The sequence below is a fragment of the Desulfosarcina ovata subsp. ovata genome (genome assembly GCF_009689005.1).
Classification (GTDB): domain Bacteria; phylum Desulfobacterota; class Desulfobacteria; order Desulfobacterales; family Desulfosarcinaceae; genus Desulfosarcina; species Desulfosarcina ovata.
Genome location: NZ_AP021879.1, coordinates 2,265,826 through 2,283,663, shown reverse-complemented (window position 1 = coordinate 2,283,663; position 17,838 = coordinate 2,265,826). Strand labels below are relative to the sequence as shown.

The 17,838-nt window shown below is 56.3% G+C and carries 16 protein-coding genes; 6 read left to right on the top strand and 10 right to left on the bottom strand.

Annotated elements, in window-relative coordinates; translation table 11 throughout:
• The first annotated feature begins 35 nt into the window (after positions 1-35).
• From rpsI to GN112_RS10285, 5 genes are all read left to right on the top strand, one after another.
• Positions 36-431 carry a 30S ribosomal protein S9 gene (rpsI, locus tag GN112_RS10305; protein WP_155310141.1) on the top strand — a complete coding sequence of 132 codons (396 nt, stop codon included), beginning with the start codon at positions 36-38 and terminating at the stop codon, positions 429-431.
• A 340-nt stretch (positions 432-771) separates the two neighbouring features.
• A complete protein-coding gene (locus tag GN112_RS10300) occupies positions 772-1,815 on the top strand; it encodes an ABC transporter permease subunit (protein ID WP_155310140.1) in 1,044 nt (347 codons plus the stop codon).
• Positions 1,816-1,820: 5 nt separating this feature from the next.
• Positions 1,821-3,440 (top strand): ABC transporter permease subunit, encoded by a 1,620-nt coding sequence (locus tag GN112_RS33960; protein WP_197743304.1) that lies wholly within the window; start codon positions 1,821-1,823, stop codon positions 3,438-3,440.
• Positions 3,440-4,432, top strand: coding sequence for an ABC transporter ATP-binding protein (locus GN112_RS10290; RefSeq protein ID WP_155310139.1), 993 nt, complete (start codon positions 3,440-3,442; stop codon positions 4,430-4,432). The genes GN112_RS33960 and GN112_RS10290 overlap by 1 nt, the downstream gene beginning before the upstream one ends.
• A gap of 2 nt (positions 4,433-4,434) precedes the next feature.
• The gene (locus GN112_RS10285) at positions 4,435-5,400 is read left to right on the top strand and encodes an ABC transporter ATP-binding protein (protein ID WP_155310138.1); all 966 of its coding nucleotides are present in this window, start codon (positions 4,435-4,437) and stop codon (positions 5,398-5,400) included.
• Positions 5,401-5,415: 15 nt separating this feature from the next.
• On the opposite strand, the gene GN112_RS10280 is transcribed toward GN112_RS10285, so the two are convergent.
• The 7 genes from GN112_RS10280 to GN112_RS10250 all read right to left on the bottom strand — a co-directional run bounded on the left by GN112_RS10280 (position 5,416) and on the right by GN112_RS10250 (position 11,923).
• Positions 5,416-7,167, bottom strand: a complete 1,752-nt coding sequence (locus tag GN112_RS10280) for an extracellular solute-binding protein (RefSeq protein ID WP_155310137.1) — start codon at positions 7,165-7,167, stop codon at positions 5,416-5,418.
• A gap of 132 nt (positions 7,168-7,299) precedes the next feature.
• A complete protein-coding gene (locus GN112_RS10275; RefSeq protein WP_155310136.1) occupies positions 7,300-9,111 on the bottom strand; it encodes a L,D-transpeptidase family protein in 1,812 nt (603 codons plus the stop codon).
• A gap of 382 nt (positions 9,112-9,493) precedes the next feature.
• A complete protein-coding gene (locus GN112_RS10270) occupies positions 9,494-9,961 on the bottom strand; it encodes a GNAT family N-acetyltransferase (protein ID WP_155310135.1) in 468 nt (155 codons plus the stop codon).
• 34 nt (positions 9,962-9,995) lie between these two features.
• The gene (locus GN112_RS10265; RefSeq protein WP_231714135.1) at positions 9,996-10,244 is read right to left on the bottom strand and encodes a DUF2080 family transposase-associated protein; all 249 of its coding nucleotides are present in this window, start codon (positions 10,242-10,244) and stop codon (positions 9,996-9,998) included.
• Between the two features lie 111 nt (positions 10,245-10,355).
• Complete coding sequence (locus GN112_RS10260) at positions 10,356-11,216, bottom strand: HesA/MoeB/ThiF family protein (RefSeq protein WP_155310134.1); 861 nt, start codon at positions 11,214-11,216, stop codon at positions 10,356-10,358.
• Between the two features lie 6 nt (positions 11,217-11,222).
• On the bottom strand, positions 11,223-11,459 hold the full coding sequence (locus GN112_RS10255) for a MoaD/ThiS family protein (protein WP_155310133.1): 237 nt from the start codon (positions 11,457-11,459) through the stop codon (positions 11,223-11,225).
• A gap of 269 nt (positions 11,460-11,728) precedes the next feature.
• Positions 11,729-11,923, bottom strand: coding sequence for a uracil-DNA glycosylase (locus tag GN112_RS10250; RefSeq protein ID WP_197743303.1), 195 nt, complete (start codon positions 11,921-11,923; stop codon positions 11,729-11,731).
• Positions 11,924-12,049: 126 nt separating this feature from the next.
• Here GN112_RS10250 and GN112_RS10245 point away from each other — a divergent pair, with 126 nt between their 5' ends.
• A complete protein-coding gene (locus GN112_RS10245) occupies positions 12,050-13,003 on the top strand; it encodes an SDR family oxidoreductase (RefSeq protein ID WP_197743302.1) in 954 nt (317 codons plus the stop codon).
• 29 nt (positions 13,004-13,032) lie between these two features.
• On the opposite strand, the gene GN112_RS10240 is transcribed toward GN112_RS10245, so the two are convergent.
• From GN112_RS10240 to GN112_RS10230, 3 genes are all read right to left on the bottom strand, one after another.
• Positions 13,033-13,947 (bottom strand): ROK family protein, encoded by a 915-nt coding sequence (locus tag GN112_RS10240; protein ID WP_155310131.1) that lies wholly within the window; start codon positions 13,945-13,947, stop codon positions 13,033-13,035.
• Positions 13,944-16,013, bottom strand: coding sequence for a bifunctional DedA family/phosphatase PAP2 family protein (locus GN112_RS10235; RefSeq protein ID WP_155310130.1), 2,070 nt, complete (start codon positions 16,011-16,013; stop codon positions 13,944-13,946). The genes GN112_RS10240 and GN112_RS10235 overlap by 4 nt, the downstream gene beginning before the upstream one ends.
• A 111-nt stretch (positions 16,014-16,124) precedes the next feature.
• Positions 16,125-17,837, bottom strand: a complete 1,713-nt coding sequence (locus tag GN112_RS10230; protein ID WP_155310129.1) for a DegV family protein — start codon at positions 17,835-17,837, stop codon at positions 16,125-16,127.
• Between the last annotated feature and the right edge of the window lies 1 nt (position 17,838).

The following is a 17,838-nucleotide window of genomic DNA, read 5'->3' as shown; positions in this document are numbered from 1 at the left end:
GGGAAACCAATTAGCGTCGATTACTGGGGAGTTTCATGGCAACAGAAAAAACATATTACGCAACCGGAAAACGAAAGAACGCCATCGCAAGAACCTGGATCAAGCCGGGAAGCGGTGTGATCACCGTTAACGACCGTCCCGTGGATGAGTATTTTACCGTCGGAACGGCAAGAACGATCCTGCGGCAGCCGTTGGCCCTGACCGACAACCTGGACGCGTTTGACATCACCATCAACGTGCACGGTGGAGGCATCTCCGGTCAGGCGGGAGCGGTACGCCACGGCATTACCAAGGCCCTGATTCTTTTTGACCCGGAACTGCGCCCCTCCCTCAAGCGGGCCGGCTTCGTCAAACGCGATCCGCGTGAAAAAGAGCGTAAGAAATACGGCCAGAAGGGTGCCCGCGGCCGGTTCCAGTTCTCCAAACGCTAAAATTTACTTCTCCGACCAAGGTCAACCAAAGGGAGCAGATACCCATCTGCTCCCTTTTTGCGCTGGTTCGTTCGCCAACCGTCGATCCGTTGGCCGGCATCGTCACCATGGTTTCCATACCCACTACTGCCCCGGGTTGATCAAAGCCGAGTTCTCCGGCGTTGCAGGAAAGGGCTTATTCTTGACTTCAACCGCGCTTTTACTTAATCTCTATCATGAATTTTAGAGCACCGTAAGCGACACGGGTTTTCTCTTTCTCCCTGTTCTCAAAAGGGGCCATCTTTACCCAACCCAACTCATCCGATCGTAATCATCAAACCGTTTACGCAACGAGGACGGTATGGAGCGTCTGGATTATTTTATTCACCGATTGATTCTAGTGGTGCCAACGTTCATCGGGATCACGCTGCTCTGTTTTACCTTGATTCAGTTTGTTCCCGGCGGGCCAGTGGAACAGGCGATCATCAAGATGAAAGGATTCGGCAGTGGTGAAGCCGGACACGGTGCCGATACCCGGGCATCAATTACCGAGATGCAACGCAAGGCCCTTGAAGAACACTTTGGTTTTGATCAGCCTTTTTATATGCGCTACTGGAAGTGGCTGGTGGACGACCGGCTGGGGATGCAGATGGCGTCATATAAATTTCCCAATAAAACCACTTGGCAGGTCATTAAAGAGCGATTTAAGGTTTCACTTATCTTTGGCATCACCGGTTTTGTTTTATCCTATCTCATCTGTATACCGCTCGGGATATTAAAGGCGTTGCGACACAATCAGGTTTTCGATCTCTTTTCCAGCCTGGTGGTCTTCATCGGATATGCCATTCCGGCCTTTGCGTTTGGTATGGTCTTGAAAATGCTGTTTTGCGGGACAGTGGAATGGGCCTGGGACATTTTTCCGGTTTCGGGATTTTATTCAGCCAATTTCGCGGATCTTTCTTCCTGGGCCAAAGCCAAGGATATCTTCATGCACATGTTCTTGCCGGTCCTGTGCTACATGATCGGTAATTTCGCCATCTTAACTCTTTTGATGAAAAATTCCCTGCTTGAACAGATCAGCAAAGATTATATCCGCACCATACTGGCCAAGGGCGGCAGCTTTACCCGGGCCATCTGGGTACATGCCCTGCGCAACGCCCTGATTCCCATTGCCACGGGGTTTGGCTCCATTTTAACGGTGATGTTCGCAGGCTCGGTGGTGATTGAGAAGGTCTTTGAAATTCCAGGGATGGGCTGGCTGAGCCTTGAGGCCATAGTGGGCCGGGACTACCCGGTATTTATGGGGATTTTGTCCCTCACCGCTCTTTTGGGGCTGCTGGGCAATATTTTATCTGACTTTTTGTATGTGATTATTGATCCACGGATCACTTTTCGCGAAAACTGACGCCTATGTTTTCCAGGTTCATTAAAAATCCACTGGCGCTCAAGCGTCTGAAGCGCTTTAAAGAGCTCAAGCGGGCCTATTACTCCCTTTGGATATTAATTGGGCTCTACGGCCTGAGCCTGGGTGCCGAGCTGATCTGCAACAGCGCGCCGTTGGTTGTGCATTTCAACGGCAAGTCTTATTTCCCGGTTATTCATTTCTATCCTGATGATACCTTTACCGGCAGCGGCAAACAGACCCGGCCGGACTATTGGCATATCCATCAGAGCGACGAATTCAAGCATCATCCGGAAAACTATATGGTGTTTACCCTGTTGCCCCACGGCCCCTTGGCCAGCCTGGATCAGCAGGATGTCCAGGTGGCTGATCGGGTGACCCTCAAGCTTACCCGCCAACCCATGGTTGGAACCGCTGATATCCGCCATGATTTCACCATCAAACGCGCCTTCCGGTTAGGCGCTTTTGTTGATCGGGACGATAACGCATTGCGCGGCCAGTCGGTTGAAACCTATTTCGAGCTGCCCGGCGATGTTAAAAATGCCATTGCCCGGCGCTTTGAAAATCAGGACGCCTCGTCGCTGTCGAGGACCATCAAAGGCCCCGGCAAAAAGCCGCTATCGCTTTCACTTTCAACATTTGGAAAACGGCGTGAGGCTCCGAAAACAGTGCGCCTGACGATTCGTGAACGCGCGTCGGCCGAATCGGGTGAAAAACTGAGTACCCGGCTGGCGTTTAATCGTAACCTTGAGATTGAAAGCGACGACGATGCAACTTCTCTTTCTGAAGTGTGGGACCGGATTACCGATGAAGAAAAAGAGGCGTTGCGCCGGATGATCGCCCTGCGCTTTGAAGACCCGGTGGAACCATATAAGCTGACCATTGGCGGCAACGTCTACGTGGCCGAATTTTTAAAAGAAGATGTGCGTTTCCCGTTCAGACCGGTCAAGGACCACTGGATGGGCCTGGACGGGGCCGGCCGGGATGTGCTGGCACGCATTCTTTACGGCTTGCGAACCTCCATGACGTTTGGCTTGCTGCTCGTTCTGATCTCCTATGCGTTGGGTATTATCGCTGGTGCGCTTCAGGGCTACTACGGTGGACTGATCGATATTACCGGTCAGCGTTTGATCGAGATATGGAGTGCGTTGCCCTTTTTGTATGTCATGATTTTGCTCGGTTCGGTATACGGACGCAGTTTTCTGCTGCTGCTCATCTGTTATGGGATCTTTAACTGGATCGGAATATCCTACTACATGCGAGCGGAATTTTTACGCCTGCGCAAACAGCCTTTTGTCGAGGCGGCCAAGTGCATGGGAATCTCCTCTTCCAAGATCATCTTCCGACACATTCTGCCCAACGGTTTGATACCGGTGATTACGTTTTTTCCCTTCTCACTGGTGGGCGCCATCGGTGCATTGGCGGCCCTGGACTATTTGGGTTTTGGTTTGCCGCCGCCAACCCCCAGCTGGGGGGAACTGCTTTTTCAGGCTCAGGAATATCGGTGGGCGTGGTGGCTGATCCTCTATCCTTCCCTGGCGCTCTTTGTGGTCATGCTGTTGGGCGTATTTGTCGGAGAAGGGGTCCGCAACGCCTATGATCCCAAACGTTATACCAGGCTGGAATAATGAGTGCTGAACTGCTTAAGATCGACGATTTGACGGTGGATTTTACCACCGATGAGGGCCGCTTCGTCGCGGTTGACGGTGTCTCGTTTCAAATCAATCGCGGTGAAATTGTGGGGTTGGTCGGCGAATCGGGTTGCGGGAAATCGGTCACCGCATTGAGCATTTTGCGCCTGATCCCATCGCCACCCGGACAAATTGCATCCGGTAAGATTGTATTTAACGGCCGGGACCTGCTGGCTCTAAATATTGCCGAACTGCGCCGGATCAGGGGCCGGGCGATCAGCATGATATTTCAGGAGCCGTTGTCGGCATTGTCGCCCTTGCAGCGTATCGGGCAGCAGTTGGCCGAAGTATTGACATTGCACCGCCATATGGACAAGCGGCGGGCCATGCAGATCGGTCTGGAGTGGCTCGCCAAGGTGCGCATTCCCAATCCGGAGCAGCGCATGCAGGCATATCCGCACGAACTTTCCGGGGGGATGCAGCAACGCGTGATGATTGCCATGGCCCTGATGCAGGATCCGGAGTTGATTATCGCCGATGAACCGACAACGGCATTGGATGTTACCATTCAGGCCCAGGTCTTTAAATTGATCAAGGAGATGCGCAAGGAGCAGACCGCCATCTTGTTGATCACCCACGACATGGGGGTGGTTTGGCAAATGTGCGACCGGGTCCTGGTGATGTATGCTTCGAATATTGTTGAAACCGGAACCAAGCAACAAATTTTCGAGCATCCCGCCCATCCCTACACGCGCGGTCTTTTGCAATCGATTCCGGCCCTGTTTGGGAAAACTGATCGTCTTCCCGCCATTGCGGGTTATGTTCCATCGCCCTTCAATTATCCCATCGGCTGCCATTTCCGGGATCGTTGCCCGTATGCCTTCGATCGATGTGCAACCGAAGCCCCCGAACTCGAAAACATTGAAAATGGCGACCATCAGGCAGCTTGTTTCGTCGCCCACAAGCTGTTTGCGGGCCGCCTGGAATAAAAATGCCGATATCCGATCATCCACAAGCGTTACTCAGCGTAACTGATCTGAAGACCTGGTTTCCAATCAAGCGGGGGATTATGTCCCGCATTGTGGGATATGTCCGTGCAGTCGACGGCGTCTCCTTTCAGGTCGGCCGGGGGGAGACCCTTGGTTTGGTGGGCGAGTCGGGCTGCGGCAAAACCACCCTCGGTCGGACCCTGATGGGGCTTGAAAAACCGCATGGCGGCAAGATTGTTTTTGACGGACAAGATATCGCCGGTCTGACGCCCAAGGCGCAAAGAGAACTTCACCGGCGCATGCAGATCATCTTTCAGGATCCGTTATCTTCGCTCAACCCACGCATGAACATTCTTGATATCGTCACCGAAGGGTTAAGGGAGTTCAACCTGCTCGACGGATCGCGAAAGGCGCATGCCACGCGACTGCTCAAGGAGGTCGGGCTCGATGAAGATGCGGTCTACCGCTATCCCCATGAATTTTCAGGCGGCCAGCGTCAGCGGATCAACATCGCCCGCGCCATTTCATTACGACCCGCTTTTGTGGTTTGCGATGAACCGGTCAGTGCGCTGGATGTATCCGTGCAGGCGCAGATCATCAACCTGCTGTTGGATCTGCGTGATAGCCACCGGCTCTCCTATCTTTTTATTTCCCACGATTTAAGTGTGGTCAGCCATATCGCCGATCGTGTGGCGGTCATGCACTGCGGCCGTTTGGTCGAAATGGGAATTACCGACAAGGTGATCGCAAATCCACTGCACCCGTATACGCAAAAGCTGATTGCCGCCGTACCGGTGGTGGGCGAGCCGTCCAATGGGAAGGGCTTCGATGAGGAAAATTTTACGCCCCCTGCAGCGGCCACCGGATGTCTTTTTTACGACACATGCGCCAAATCCGACGAGATTTGCCGTGACCATCCGCCCCAACCGCGGGGGACGCCGGATCATCAGGTGTGGTGTCATCGATAGGGCGCTTACTACGGCTTAAAACCGCTCGTCAAAAAAGATTGAGGGATCTTTGGGCGGCAAGGGTAGGGCCGACTGCATGGCATCGGCCAGATCGGCCTGGGAATCTTCGTCCTGCCACCAGTAGAAATAGGCGCTGCGTTCATCGCCGTATTTGGACAGGACGGTGTCGGGGGTGCCGAATTTGTTCCAATACAAGAGCCGCACGCAACTGATATTCCATAGCAGCACATAGGGATAGTCTTGATAGATGATCTGATCGATCTGCCGCGCCATGGCATGGCGTTGTTGCACATCGAAGATGGTCTTCTGTTTTTCGATCAGTTCGTCGACCTTGGCATTCTTGAAACCGGTGATGTTGTTGCCGCCTTTGCGATCCGCCTCTTTGGACGCCCACATCCCTTCCGGGTCTTTGAACACACTGGCGCCCCACGCCGCCCAGGTCATCTGGTAGTTGAATTCGTCCATGTCCCGCGCCCAGGCGGCCCAGTCCTTGCGATCGATGTTCACCTCGATGCCCACATCCTTGAGATCTTCGGCATAAATGGCCAGGAATTTATCGGCGGTTTGGTCCCTGGTTAAAAATTGAAAGGAAAATTGTCGACCCTTTTTTTCCAGCAAACCGGTTTTGGGATTGGCGATCCAGCCGGCCTGGCGAAGCAGTTCCCGTGCCTTGGCTTTGTCGAAGGGGATCAGCGGATTGGGGCACGGATTGTCCTTGGTGTAAAGATCCTCAAAATATGATCTGTGCAGATAGTACTGGTTGTACATCAACGTGCGATTCATCTTCTCACGGTCCAGCAGATGGGCCATGGCTTGGCGCACGCGAACGTCATCGAAGGGAAACTTACGCATGTTCATGGCAAAGCCCTGGAATCCCTGGGGCTGATGATTGTAGATCTTCTGCTTGACAATCCAGTTCATTCCGAATTTTTGGCCGCGCGCCTCCTTCATCCAGAGGCGGGATGTATACACGGGATAAATATCGATTTTGCCTTTTTTAAAGGCTTCAAAGGCATTGGAACGCTCGGCAAAGAAATTGTATTTAAGCGTACTAAAATTGCCGACGCCCTGAAGGCGTTTGGCATGACGGTTCCAATAATCGTCGCGTCGTTCTATCGCGACAAAGACCCCCTCGTTGATTTTACCGATCCGATAGGGCCCGGATACGACGGGAAATTCAAAATTGATTTTATTGAAGTCCTCGCCGCTGTATATGTGCTTGGGCAAGACCTGTATGCCGCCGGCCGAAAGCAGATTGCGCCAATGCACCTGTCTGGCCTTGAAACGAATAGTGTGGGTGTCCAAGACTTCCGGAGGATAAAATGTTTCCAGGCTGACCTTGTGGACGCCGGTCAGATTCTTGGGGTCCATGATGGTGTCGAAGGTCCAGCGGACATCATGGGCGGTCACCGGTTTGCCGTCGCTCCAGCGTGCCCGGGGGTCGAGATGGAACGTAAAGGTCTTTTTGTCGTCGGAGATCGTCCATTTGTCTGCCAAACCCGGTTCTTCCTCAAGCGTGATGGGGTTTCGCCCCAGCAAGGTTTCGTACATGGTGCCGAATAGTTCGGAAGAGAAAACATTGTTATCCAGATAGTAGTTAAAGCTTTTGGGGTATTGTCCGGCAAAAAGCGACAGCTCGCCGCCGACAACCGCGTCCGTACCGGCAATTGGATCCGGCGTGTCCCGCCAGCTGCCAGGAGGGAACGTCTCCGCGGCCAATCCGGATGTTGTGATGAACAACAAGCAGGCGGTCAATATCGTTTTCATCCCTGACTCCTAAAATGTGAATAATTTTAGTTGGTTGTACAAGTATCCGGCTCATTAACGAATGGCAATGCTTCTGGTACGCTGATCAATAGTTTTGTTCCAGCATGGCGAGATATCAATAGTGGCGTGAAATTAAAAGGACATCGGGTGGCCTGCCACTTCGCCGGTCGGCTGCAGGACCGATAAAACCAGAGCACCGCATCGGCCACTGGCCGGTTGCGCCGTTTGCCCTGGATCGCTGGCGGCAAGCAGGCGGCCGGCGGCGAGGATATCGGCCATGCAATGCAGCAGATCGGCATTGGATGCCGTGAGTGCCAGCTGCAGCCGCTTGTCGCGGCCATAGATATCCTCCCTGAAATGGACCGCCTGACCGTTATCCACCCAGGCCGTAAGATAGACCAGGTGAACCGGAATCGGTTGTTTCAGGGGCACGATTTTTCGCTCCTGGTTGGAAACCGCGGTCTCCACCTGCTCACGGTCCCACCCCTGATGCTTCAAAAGATCGCCGGCCAGTGTGATCGGCGCTTCCACGCGAACACAGCCCGATGAGAAGTTGCGACGGTCCCGCTTGAACAACCTTTTCCCCGGGGTGTCGTGGATATAGACACTCTCATGATTCGGAAACATGAATTTGATCTGGCCCAGTGCATTTATTGCGGAGGGGTCCTGCCGCAAACGATAGGGGAAGTGGCGGCCGGACAGGGCCTGCCAGGGGATTTGCTCCGGATCCAGTTCCGGTGCCGATCGATCCCACCCGGCAAACACCCGGATTCCCTGGCGGCTGAGATAGGTCGGATCCTTGAGGACTTTGGGCAGGATATCCTTGCGGGCAATTTTGCCGGGGACATTCCAATAGGGGTTGAATTCAAGATAGGTCATGCGACTGGACATGATCGGCGTCGGCCGGCGATTCTTACCCACGATGACACGCATACGCTGGACAGGCAGGCCCGCTTCGAAGAGGTTGAGTTCAAAGGCGGGGATGTTGACCATCAGATAGCGCTGACCAAAACTGTCCGGAAACCAGCGCCAGCGTTCCATGTTCAGTTGCAGTTGGGTAATTCGTTTCCCGACGGGAACGTTCAGCGCGGCCAGTGTGGTTTTGCCGACCAGACCATCCGGATTCAAGCCATGGCGACGCTGAAAGCGGATGACCGCGGCTTCCAGGGCCTCGTCATAAACGGCACCGGGCTGGCGGATGGTCATCTCGCGGGAGAGATCGCCACTGGCCCTGAGACGATCGATCAATGCCGAGACCCGCGGCCCGGTGTCATCCCGACGCAGGGTTTCGCCGGTAGGGACCATCGGCCAGCCACCGGCGGCCTGGATTTGTTCGTACCGCTGCACGGCCTGCCTCAAGTGGTGATAGGCCGCTGCCTGTGGATGCAGTGAATCCATGAACGCCGACAAGCGCTTTTCCTTCAGGGCCTGGGCCAGTTCGGCGGGAAAATCCCGCTTGTCTGCTCGACGCGAGGCAAGCCATTTCCCAGGCAGCGTTTCCGGATCGACCGTTCCCCGCCAAAGGCGCCGGGCATAACGCAACGCCATGTCGGTGAGTATGACATCCATCTGAAGCCGGGGGGGCATTTTTTCCAGTGTCAGTGGGTTGGAAAATCCGTTGAGATTGACCTCGCGGGGGGTGAAACGAAACACCGTGGATGGCTCAGGAGAAAGGTTTGGCGCTGTTGTGCCTGCGATTGCCGCAATCAGCTGCTTCGCCCGGGGCAGCGGTCCGGTAGGACCGGTCCAGGCCGGTTGAAATCCGAATTTTTGATAAAACCGGGCCACCGGCTGCAGTGAAAGGGGGGATGGTGTTTCATCACCCGTACACATGGGCGCCAGCAGGGCTTCGAGATGGTTTTGTACCGGTGCCGCAGCCACCGGCGGTAAATGAAAGAGAGAGAGGATGATCAATATGGTCGATATGATCGTGACAGGCTTCATCTTATCTACCTATGCGACTGGCTGTTGATAATGGACGCGTATCTGTCTTTCCATGGGGCCGCTTTTCCATCGATACGTTTGTCGTTAATAACCGGTGCTCATTCATCGATGATCCTTTTGCCGATGAATGAACGGATATCAACTACGGTTATCAAAAAGCAGACCAAATTTCAGATATGGTTGGAATTAAAAAATTTTAGATTTATTCAAGCATGTTATCATCTTAAGGATGAATTGTGGATTCGTGTGAATGCTTGAGTTGGGAACTAAATTACCTACTTTTTAAGAAGTTCATGTCAGAATGGCCAAACGGAAGGAAGCGGTGGAGGAGACCAGATCACCAAACGACGGCAACGGGAAAAAAGGAAATGCATTGTCAGAATTATTCAGCTGATTCGTCGGCGGAATCGCCGTTGATCACTTTTCTCAGATTGATGAATTTGCTGCGACCGAAACCCAATGATTTGAAGAAGGAGAGCATGTCGGTGGAGTCCCAGATCACGGAGGTATGTACGTGATCGATACCCATTTCCTGGTAACGTTTGAACGCGGCCTGGGCCAGACGCTTACCAATGCCCTGTCCCATGTATTCGATATCCACCCCCAGGTTGGCAATCCAGGCGCTTTTTCCAATACCGAAGCCAAAAGTCAGCACATAACTGATGACAAAACCGACAACCCGTCCATCGTTTACCGCTACGAAGCAGACATCCTTTTCCCAACGTTTGGCGTGTTTTTCTATCAGGGTCCTGAGTTCGTTATCCGAGAGTTTACGAACGATAGATGAGTAGATGGCGGCGATGTCCTCAGCGTCGGCGGCTTTCAGTCCTCTGATCTGAATGTCTTTCACGGAAACGATCCTTTTACGTCACAGGGATGGTGGATTAATCAATTCGGATAATCTTGACGTGGCGGCCGACCCAATCCGGCGGAAGGTATACGCGACCACTGTTGCCACTGGATTTAACCAGCTTTTCGAGCATCTCTTCACCATATACTTCAAATTTTACTTTGGCGGAAGCGGTATCCTGGGACGATGTATCATCCACCTGTCTTTTTTTTCTCTCCGGCACGATCTTACTGCCCATTTCTCCAAAGGTAATTGATCTTTGAGTCAATCCTCCGACCTGCATTGCGCCTTCATTACCATCGCCGGAGGGGGGGGTCAAGTTACTTTGGATGAATTGTCGCTATATCTTAGCTATAGCCGGCGAAGTTATGCCGAATCAAGAGCCCTTTCAAGATCATCCGAGTTGAAGTGCTTCTATGGTGTAGTCGTTCAGATCGACGACCAGCAGGCGGTTTCTCAGGGGATTTTCTCTGCCCAGCAGAACCTTAAGCACTTCGGTGCACTCGATGGAGGCGATCAGGTTGACGCCCGGTGCCAGGCAGCCAAGCTCCATCTCGGCTCCGTGGGAGCGGTCGATCCGCTCCCGTGGCCCATAGATATTTTCAAGGCCCTTGTCTTCGGGGAAAATGGTGGTGACATGTCCGGTGAGTCCGGCAATGGCGGCCGAGACCATTGGAATGCCCACCCGCCTGGCCGCGGTTTCCAAAACAAAGCGGGACTCGATATTGTCAAGACAATCCACGACGACATGGCACCCATCCACCAGACGGTCGGCGTTGTCAGCCATCAGCCGTGACGGGGTGATGGTCACTTCTGTTCCCGGGTTGATCGCGTTGACCCGCAGCGCGGCGGCTTTGCTTTTGGGCTGTCCCAGGCCGACTGTGTCACTGAGCAGCTGGCGGTTGAGGTTGTGGGCTTCGAAGGTGTCCCCATCGATCAGGTGCAGCCGGCCGATTCCCATGCGCGTCAGGGTCTCCGTGACCAGGCCCCCCAACCCGCCCAGGCCCACCACACACACACTGGCCCTGAGCAGTTGGATCTGATCGTCCAGGGTCAGGGTTTTCAAATTGCGCAGGTAACGCACCGGGAGAATGGCTTGTTGCAGGGCGGCCAACTCGACCATCCTGGGGCTGGTCCCGGTCTGCTCGCTGAGTATCATCACGGCTTGGTGTTGGATGACCCGACAGGGGGTGCCGTCGGCAAGGGTGCCATTTTCTGCAATGGATTGAAGGCGGGTTGGCAGTGGGTCGGCCATATTCTCCTATCCCCCTGCCACTGGCGGGAATATGCCGATGCGCTCACCGCCTTCCAGACGGGTTTGAAGGGACCGTTTGACCCCATTGACAAAAATCAGATGGGCCTTGGCGATGGGAATCGCCAACTGCTCCAACAGGGCCTGAACGGACGTGCCCGGTTCGATGGGCAGCTGATCCGCATTTTCAGGAGTCAGGGCGCCGAGGGATGCGAACAGTTTGAGTTGGACGGATGATGGATTCATGGTGCCTATTTTTCCTGTTGGCGGCTTTCCCATCCGCCGTCCGGCTCCACGCGCGAGGCCGGTTCTTGAAGCAAAATTGACGTTACTGGTAACCGAATTCCAATTCAAATGCGGTTACCCTGGGCTATGACGATGGCGGCGTTGCTTTTGCCCGGTGCCTGTGGCATGATCCGCAGGATTCGGAAACCTGGCGGCATGATTGTCCTTTTCGGCATTTTCCTTTCCGGTCGCCCGACCACCGGCAGCGCGTGGCCGACGGCGCCGGGTTTTCATGAATCGCTGTTCTCATCGGCTGCTTTCGGTGTGTAGCGAAGGCAGTCGTTTCCCGAATTTTGCCGAACCACCAGGCTGGGTGGACGTCGGCTTCTAAAATTCATCGCCCGGCAACCATGGGGCTTAGCCGGATCCCAGGTGATGAAGTAGTAGCGGCATTTGCGGCAAATGATCGGTGTTTCTGGTTTCATGGCCATGTCCGGGCTGGACTTTTTTTGCGAATCGCCTAAGACCATAGGTAGCCCATGGTTGCCGCTGGCGCAAGCCTCTTTTGGCGATGACGTCGCTTCGTCATTTAAATGAAAGGATCCTATCCAATGACCACCATCCAACGTGCCCTGGTAACCGGTGGCGCCGGTTTTATCGGTTCTCACCTGGCGGAAGCGCTCATGAAACAGGGCAGCCGGGTAACCGTGCTGGACAATCTTTCCACCGGTCACCGTCACAATATTGCCCATCTTGGAGATGGCGTCGAATTCGTTGAAGGTGATATCCGCGATGCCGGTTTGCTGAATCGGCTGGCCGAGGGCTGCGACGTCGTGTTTCACCAGGCCGCCGTGGTATCGGTGACCCTCTCCGTTCAGGATCCTTCCCACAGTTGCGAAGTGAACGACCTGGGAACGGTTCGCGTGCTCGATGCCTGCCGGCGAAACGGGGTCGGGCGGGTGGTGATGGCCAGCTCCAGCGCCGTTTATGGTGACGATCCACAGTTGCCCAAGGCGGAGTCGATGCCCCCTCGGCCGATGAGTCCCTATGCGGTACAAAAACTCACCGGCGAGTTTTATGCCGCCGCTTTTGGTGGATTGTACGGGCTGGAGACCGTCTGCCTGCGGTATTTCAATGTTTACGGCCCCCGCCAGGATCCGTCCTCACCCTATTCAGGCGTCATTTCCATTTTCATGACCAAGGCGGTTGCCGGGCAGGCCCCGACGATTTATGGCGATGGCAGCCAGTCTCGCGATTTTGTTTCCGTGCGGGATGTGGTTCAGGCCAATCTTTTGGCGGCAACCCAAACAGCGGCGGCCGGCCGTGTCTTCAACGTGGGGACCGGACATTTCATCCGCATCCACGATCTCTGGACAATCATCGGCGAGCTGGCCCATACCAATCTGGAACCGGTATTTGCTCCGCCCCGTGCGGGGGATATTCGGGAGTCTGTCTCCGATATCGGTGAAATCAGCAGCGCACTGGGCTTCCGTCCCAGGGTTGAATTGCGCCAGGGGCTGGCCGATACGCTGGATTGGTACCGCTCGAACCTGTCTCTGGAGTAAACCTTCGACCGTCCATCGTCTTCCTTTTGTCAGCGTCCGATCCATGCCGCGCCGATGACACCGGCCGAATCGCCCAGCCGGTGTTTTAAAATCGGTGTTTCGATGTGGTCGTGGAACGCGTAGTGGCGTACCCGTTCGATGCCCAGGGTGTAGAGCTCATCGATGTTGGAAACTCCGCCGCCCAGAACCACCGCGTCGGGGTCCAGCACGGAGATCAGTCCGCCCAGGCAGCGTCCGAAGTCGTCCAGAAACTGCTCGAAGGCGAGGGTGCATTGAGCGTCGCCCCGGCGGTAGCCGTCGGTGATCTGTTCCAGGGAGAGGCGCCGTCCGGTCTGGGCAAAAAAGGACCGGGCCACGCCGCCGCCGCTGATTTTTGTTTCCACGCAACCCCGGTTGCCGCAGTAGCAGGGCAGCCCCGCCGGATCTACGGAAAAGTGCCCCCACTCCCCGGCGATGCGGTGCTGTCCGGTGTGAATCCGTCCGCCGATGCTGATTCCACCGCCGCAGCCGGTTCCCAGGATGATGCCGAAAACGAATTCATACCCCTGACCGGCACCCTGCCGGGCCTCGGCCAGGGTGAAGCAGTTGGCATCGTTCTCCATGGCGATGGGATGTCCCAAGCGATCTTCCAAGTCCTGCTGGAAGGGATGACCGATGAGTCCGGTGGTGTTGGCGTTCTGGACGCATCCACTGCGGGCATTGATGGTGCCGGGGATGCCGATGCCGATGGTGCAGGGTTGGCCGTCGGGCACCTTCTGCCGTGTTTCCCGGATCAGGGTGAGCACGGCGTCGCGGATCTTGGTGTATTCGGCTGGATTGTCCGGGGCTCGTGGCGTGGGTTGGCGTTCCCGCAACAGGCTGAGGCCCTGCGGATCCAACAGGATGGCCTCGGTTTTGGTGCCGCCCAGGTCGATGCCCAGACGATACGGGGATTTTGTGGTCATGGGTTTGTCCTTTTCTGGCCCTTTTCCGATATCAGCAGCACATCGCCATGCCAGTGCAAGCGATGCAATTCGTTTTCGGCCTGGATCTCATGGTTCGTTCGGTGAACCCGTCTCACGTCGAAGCCGTCGCCTAGTGTCTGGGCGACCTCATCCAGCGAACGATCATACTCGCCACTGTCTCTTACGATGGTGATTAAATCCGCCACTTGTTGGTGGCGCTGCTCCGCTATGGTCCCGACGAAAACGGGGAGATCATCTCCCGTGAGGGCAACATCTGACGGCCACAAGCGAAGCACCAGGCGCCTGTCCTGGGTTGTGTAAATCAGGTGCAGGCGCTCCGCCCGGCCGTCGTGGAGTCGTGGCAGGGATAACAGATTTTCAATGGGCGTGTCCGGAGAGAACAGCCCCAGGAAACTGACCACGCTCAGCGGCGGTGAATGGCGCCATCCTTTTTTCGACAGATCGGCAGCCAGCCTGTCGGCCGGTCCGTGCCACTGGAGGGTGAGGGGTTGCTCCCGCTCACCTGCCATGTCAATCCGCCAGGCCGGAAGGTTTCGCCAGCCATCGGACCGCCAGCCTGCCATAGAGATGAATTGGACCTTGTGCCGGGGGGCGTAAAAAACCAGGTCTTTGGCGTGGCGCTGAGCCACGTGCCAGCTGCCGGCCAGTCCAATGGTAAGGACGACCACAAGGCCCAGCCATCGCCGGGGAAGGATGTCAGCGGAGCCGTGGAGATAGGCGATGCCCAGCAAGGCCGCCCAACTGGTGCCGATGAAAAGCCCGCCCAATATATCAGAGAGCCAGTGGGCGCCAAGGTAAAGACGGGATAGCCCGATGACAAAGGAGATGACAATCACACTGGCGAATAGCCCCCAGCGCCACACACCGGGCAATTTCCTGGCAAGCAGGATGGCGAGGAATCCGTATAAGATGACACTCATGGTGGCATGCCCGCTGGGAAACCCATAGGCCGAGGCCCCTTGGTAAATGGCTACCGGTCGCGGCAAATGAATCATCCATTTGAGCAGTTGAACACCAAGAAGACCACCCATCAGGGTGGCTGCCCAGAAACCAGCGGTGCGGTAGCAACGTTTGCCAAGGAGGACGAGCAGAACAGCACCGGCCAGGCAAAGATTAACAAAAGAATCCCCGAGTTCAGTTACGGTTACGAAAACACGATCCGCCCACGGCGTTCTCAGGGCTTGAAAATAGTTGTAGACGGCCTGATCCGCCATGACGAGTGGATCCCTGGCGAGAACATCCTGCAGGACACCCAAGAATCCCCAGCCTGCCACAAACAGCGTGAGAACTAAAAAAAGAAAGAATAGCGCCTCGCTCTGTTGACGGAGAAAGATGATCGAAAGGGCGTCTTTTAATGGACGCGCCAGCCGATGGGCGGAACTGCTTTTCTTTGTCCAGGCATGCAGTTCGGCGATCCAGATCGGCCCTCGATGTTCGATAAGGGCTGCCAGTTTGCGGATGAACCAAACAAATCCCCAGATGCTTGCCAGAAGAATAAAAACAAGGACGGCCAGACGTGTGCTGACCGCACCGGCCACCGCCAGTGAGGTCCCGAAAAAAACACCCGGCAAAACATAGGCCAGCGCCCAGCCGACGGCCGAGAGCACGTTGACGATGACGAATTGCAGCGGTCGCATGCCCAGCATGCCGGCCACCACAGGAATCACCGGGCGGACCGGCCCCACGAAGCGCCCGAAAAGAACGCTCTTGCCCCCATGCCGTTTAAAAAAAGCCGCGCCCATTCGCAGCATGCCGGGATAGCGGGAGAAGGGCCACATCCGTCGCAAATCGTCGTGATAATGACGGCCCAGCCAGTAACTGATGCCGTCGCCGGCAATGGCGCCCGCCGCGGCCAGCAGCAATACCGGTTTGAGGGCCAGATGGCCCGTGGCCACGACCGCACCGACGCCGAACATGATCACGGTTCCGGGAACGATCAATCCCACGATGGCAAGGGATTCGGAAAGGGAGACCAGGAAAACGACGCCATAGGCCAGCGCCGGATGATGGCCGATAAATGCCAGTACTGTATTCAGGTAGTGCATTCGTTTTCCATCTTAGAAATGCCATTATTTTAGAGACTGGCTGACTCGGTTGGCGTCTCTTCCTACTTGAACAATTCGAAAACGGGCGGTCAAGCATGCAAGATTTGGTCGCTACATCGGCAAATAGGCCACCGCCCAGGTCCCCGGCCCCATGTGTGCCCCGGAAGTCAGCGAAATCGGCCGCAGGAGGATTTCGGCCGCCGGATAGCGGGATGCGATTTGCGGCAGCACGGTGGTTTCAACCCACGGCCGATTGTCCGTATACTGCATCAGGATCATGGCGCTGGCGGCTTTGCCCAGGTCGCGGGAGAGACGCTGCAAGGCGAAATCCAGCTGTTCCCGCCGGTTTCTCACCACGCCCACCTTGGCGGCCCCCTCGGGCTCGGGCGAGATGATCGGCTTGAGATGGAGAAGATTGCCGAAAAATCCCTTGGTTCTAGAGATGCGGCCGCCGGCGGCCAGATATTTGAGCGTGTCCAGAAAGACCAGTTCGCGGCTGTCGGCCAGCGCCTTTTCGGCAAAGGCCTGTACCGAATCGGCGGTTGACGCCGTGCGGGCAAACCGCGCCGTGGCCATGGCGGCGATGCCCAGGCGGCCGGATGCCGACCCCGTGTCCACGACCGTCAGTCGGTCCGGATCGTCGCTTGCGGCCTGCCAGCGGATGGCCGTTTGGTAGTTGCCCGTGTACACCGATCCCACGCACAGGTAGAGCACCCGGTCGAACCGCCGGGTGGTGTGCAGGTAGCACTGATGGCGCTCGAAGACCGACGCCTGGGCCGTGGTGACGCGGGTCCCGCTGGCCATGGCGGCATACAGGTCCGCCGGGTCGAGCAGGGTTTCAGGAAAGATCCGATCGCCGACGATCAGGTAACTGCCCAAAAGGGTCATCCCCAACTGCCGGGCGTCCTCAATGGTCAGCGATCCGGCGGCATCGGTCATGATGTGGATGTCTCCGGCCCTCACTGGTGCGACGGTGGAGGCATCCATGGTGTCCTCGGCCCAATGGGTCACCGCACCCAGGCGGCTGAGGCGTTTTCTCAGACCATCCCGGTCGCTGGTGTGGGCGTGAACTTTGATCTGATTCTCCATACCGCTCACAACGATGCTGCTGCCATATCCATCCAGCGCCTGCTGCACGGTTTCAAAGCCGGCGTCGGATTGAATCATGGTATTGACGCAGTACTCGCCGGCATGATTCCGGGCCGCCCAACCGGCACGGATGGAGAGGCCGGAAGGGAAAATGTCCGTCACCGGGCGTAAGGGAGGAGGCGATGCGAACAGAAACGCGAAACAGGCTTCGAGGAAGATGAACATGCCCAGGGCGCCGGCATCGACCACCCCGGCCTGCTTGAGATCCGGCAGCATGGAGGTGGTGGCGGCCACGGCGGCTTCCAACTGCGCAATCGTTTCCGTGCAGTCCGGGTGGCCGGTTGTCCAGCCATCCCTGCCGACCGATTCGGCCAGGGCATCGAAAATCGTCAGCATGGTTCCCGGTTGCGGATCGATCACCGCCTGGCGGGCTTTGTCCCGGGCGGCCGGAATCCGCTGCGGCAGGTCACCCAAGCCCCGCGCGCCGATCAGTTCCCCAAAAAAGGCGCAGGCAATGTTGCCGGAATTGCCCGTGGCCGCTCGTAGCAGGTTGTCCCGCAGCCTGCGGGGGGATGGCCCTGGCTGCCGCAGGGGCGCCAGGCTGATTTTCAGGTTGATGCCGGTATCGGCATCGGCCACGGGAAAGACGTTGATGCGGTCCAGCAGGTCGGCCCAGGCGGCCAGGCGTTCGTAGCCGTGGCAAAGTGCATTGTCGAAGCGCGGTGCCGGTGCCACG

Excerpts from the sequence above, each read along its gene's own strand:
- rpsI (WP_155310141.1), top strand. The coding sequence starts at position 36 with ATGGCAACAGAAAAAACATATTACGCAACCGGAAAACGAAAGAACGCC.
- GN112_RS10300 (WP_155310140.1), top strand. The coding sequence starts at position 772 with ATGGAGCGTCTGGATTATTTTATTCACCGATTGATTCTAGTGGTGCCA.
- GN112_RS33960 (WP_197743304.1), top strand. The coding sequence starts at position 1,821 with ATGTTTTCCAGGTTCATTAAAAATCCACTGGCGCTCAAGCGTCTGAAG.
- GN112_RS10290 (WP_155310139.1), top strand. The coding sequence starts at position 3,440 with ATGAGTGCTGAACTGCTTAAGATCGACGATTTGACGGTGGATTTTACC.
- GN112_RS10285 (WP_155310138.1), top strand. The coding sequence starts at position 4,435 with ATGCCGATATCCGATCATCCACAAGCGTTACTCAGCGTAACTGATCTG.
- GN112_RS10280 (WP_155310137.1), bottom strand. The coding sequence starts at position 7,167 with ATGAAAACGATATTGACCGCCTGCTTGTTGTTCATCACAACATCCGGA.
- GN112_RS10275 (WP_155310136.1), bottom strand. The coding sequence starts at position 9,111 with ATGAAGCCTGTCACGATCATATCGACCATATTGATCATCCTCTCTCTC.
- GN112_RS10265 (WP_231714135.1), bottom strand. The coding sequence starts at position 10,244 with ATGCAGGTCGGAGGATTGACTCAAAGATCAATTACCTTTGGAGAAATG.
- GN112_RS10260 (WP_155310134.1), bottom strand. The coding sequence starts at position 11,216 with ATGGCCGACCCACTGCCAACCCGCCTTCAATCCATTGCAGAAAATGGC.
- GN112_RS10255 (WP_155310133.1), bottom strand. The coding sequence starts at position 11,459 with ATGAATCCATCATCCGTCCAACTCAAACTGTTCGCATCCCTCGGCGCC.
- GN112_RS10250 (WP_197743303.1), bottom strand. The coding sequence starts at position 11,923 with ATGAAACCAGAAACACCGATCATTTGCCGCAAATGCCGCTACTACTTC.
- GN112_RS10245 (WP_197743302.1), top strand. The coding sequence starts at position 12,050 with ATGACCACCATCCAACGTGCCCTGGTAACCGGTGGCGCCGGTTTTATC.
- GN112_RS10240 (WP_155310131.1), bottom strand. The coding sequence starts at position 13,947 with ATGACCACAAAATCCCCGTATCGTCTGGGCATCGACCTGGGCGGCACC.
- GN112_RS10235 (WP_155310130.1), bottom strand. The coding sequence starts at position 16,013 with ATGCACTACCTGAATACAGTACTGGCATTTATCGGCCATCATCCGGCG.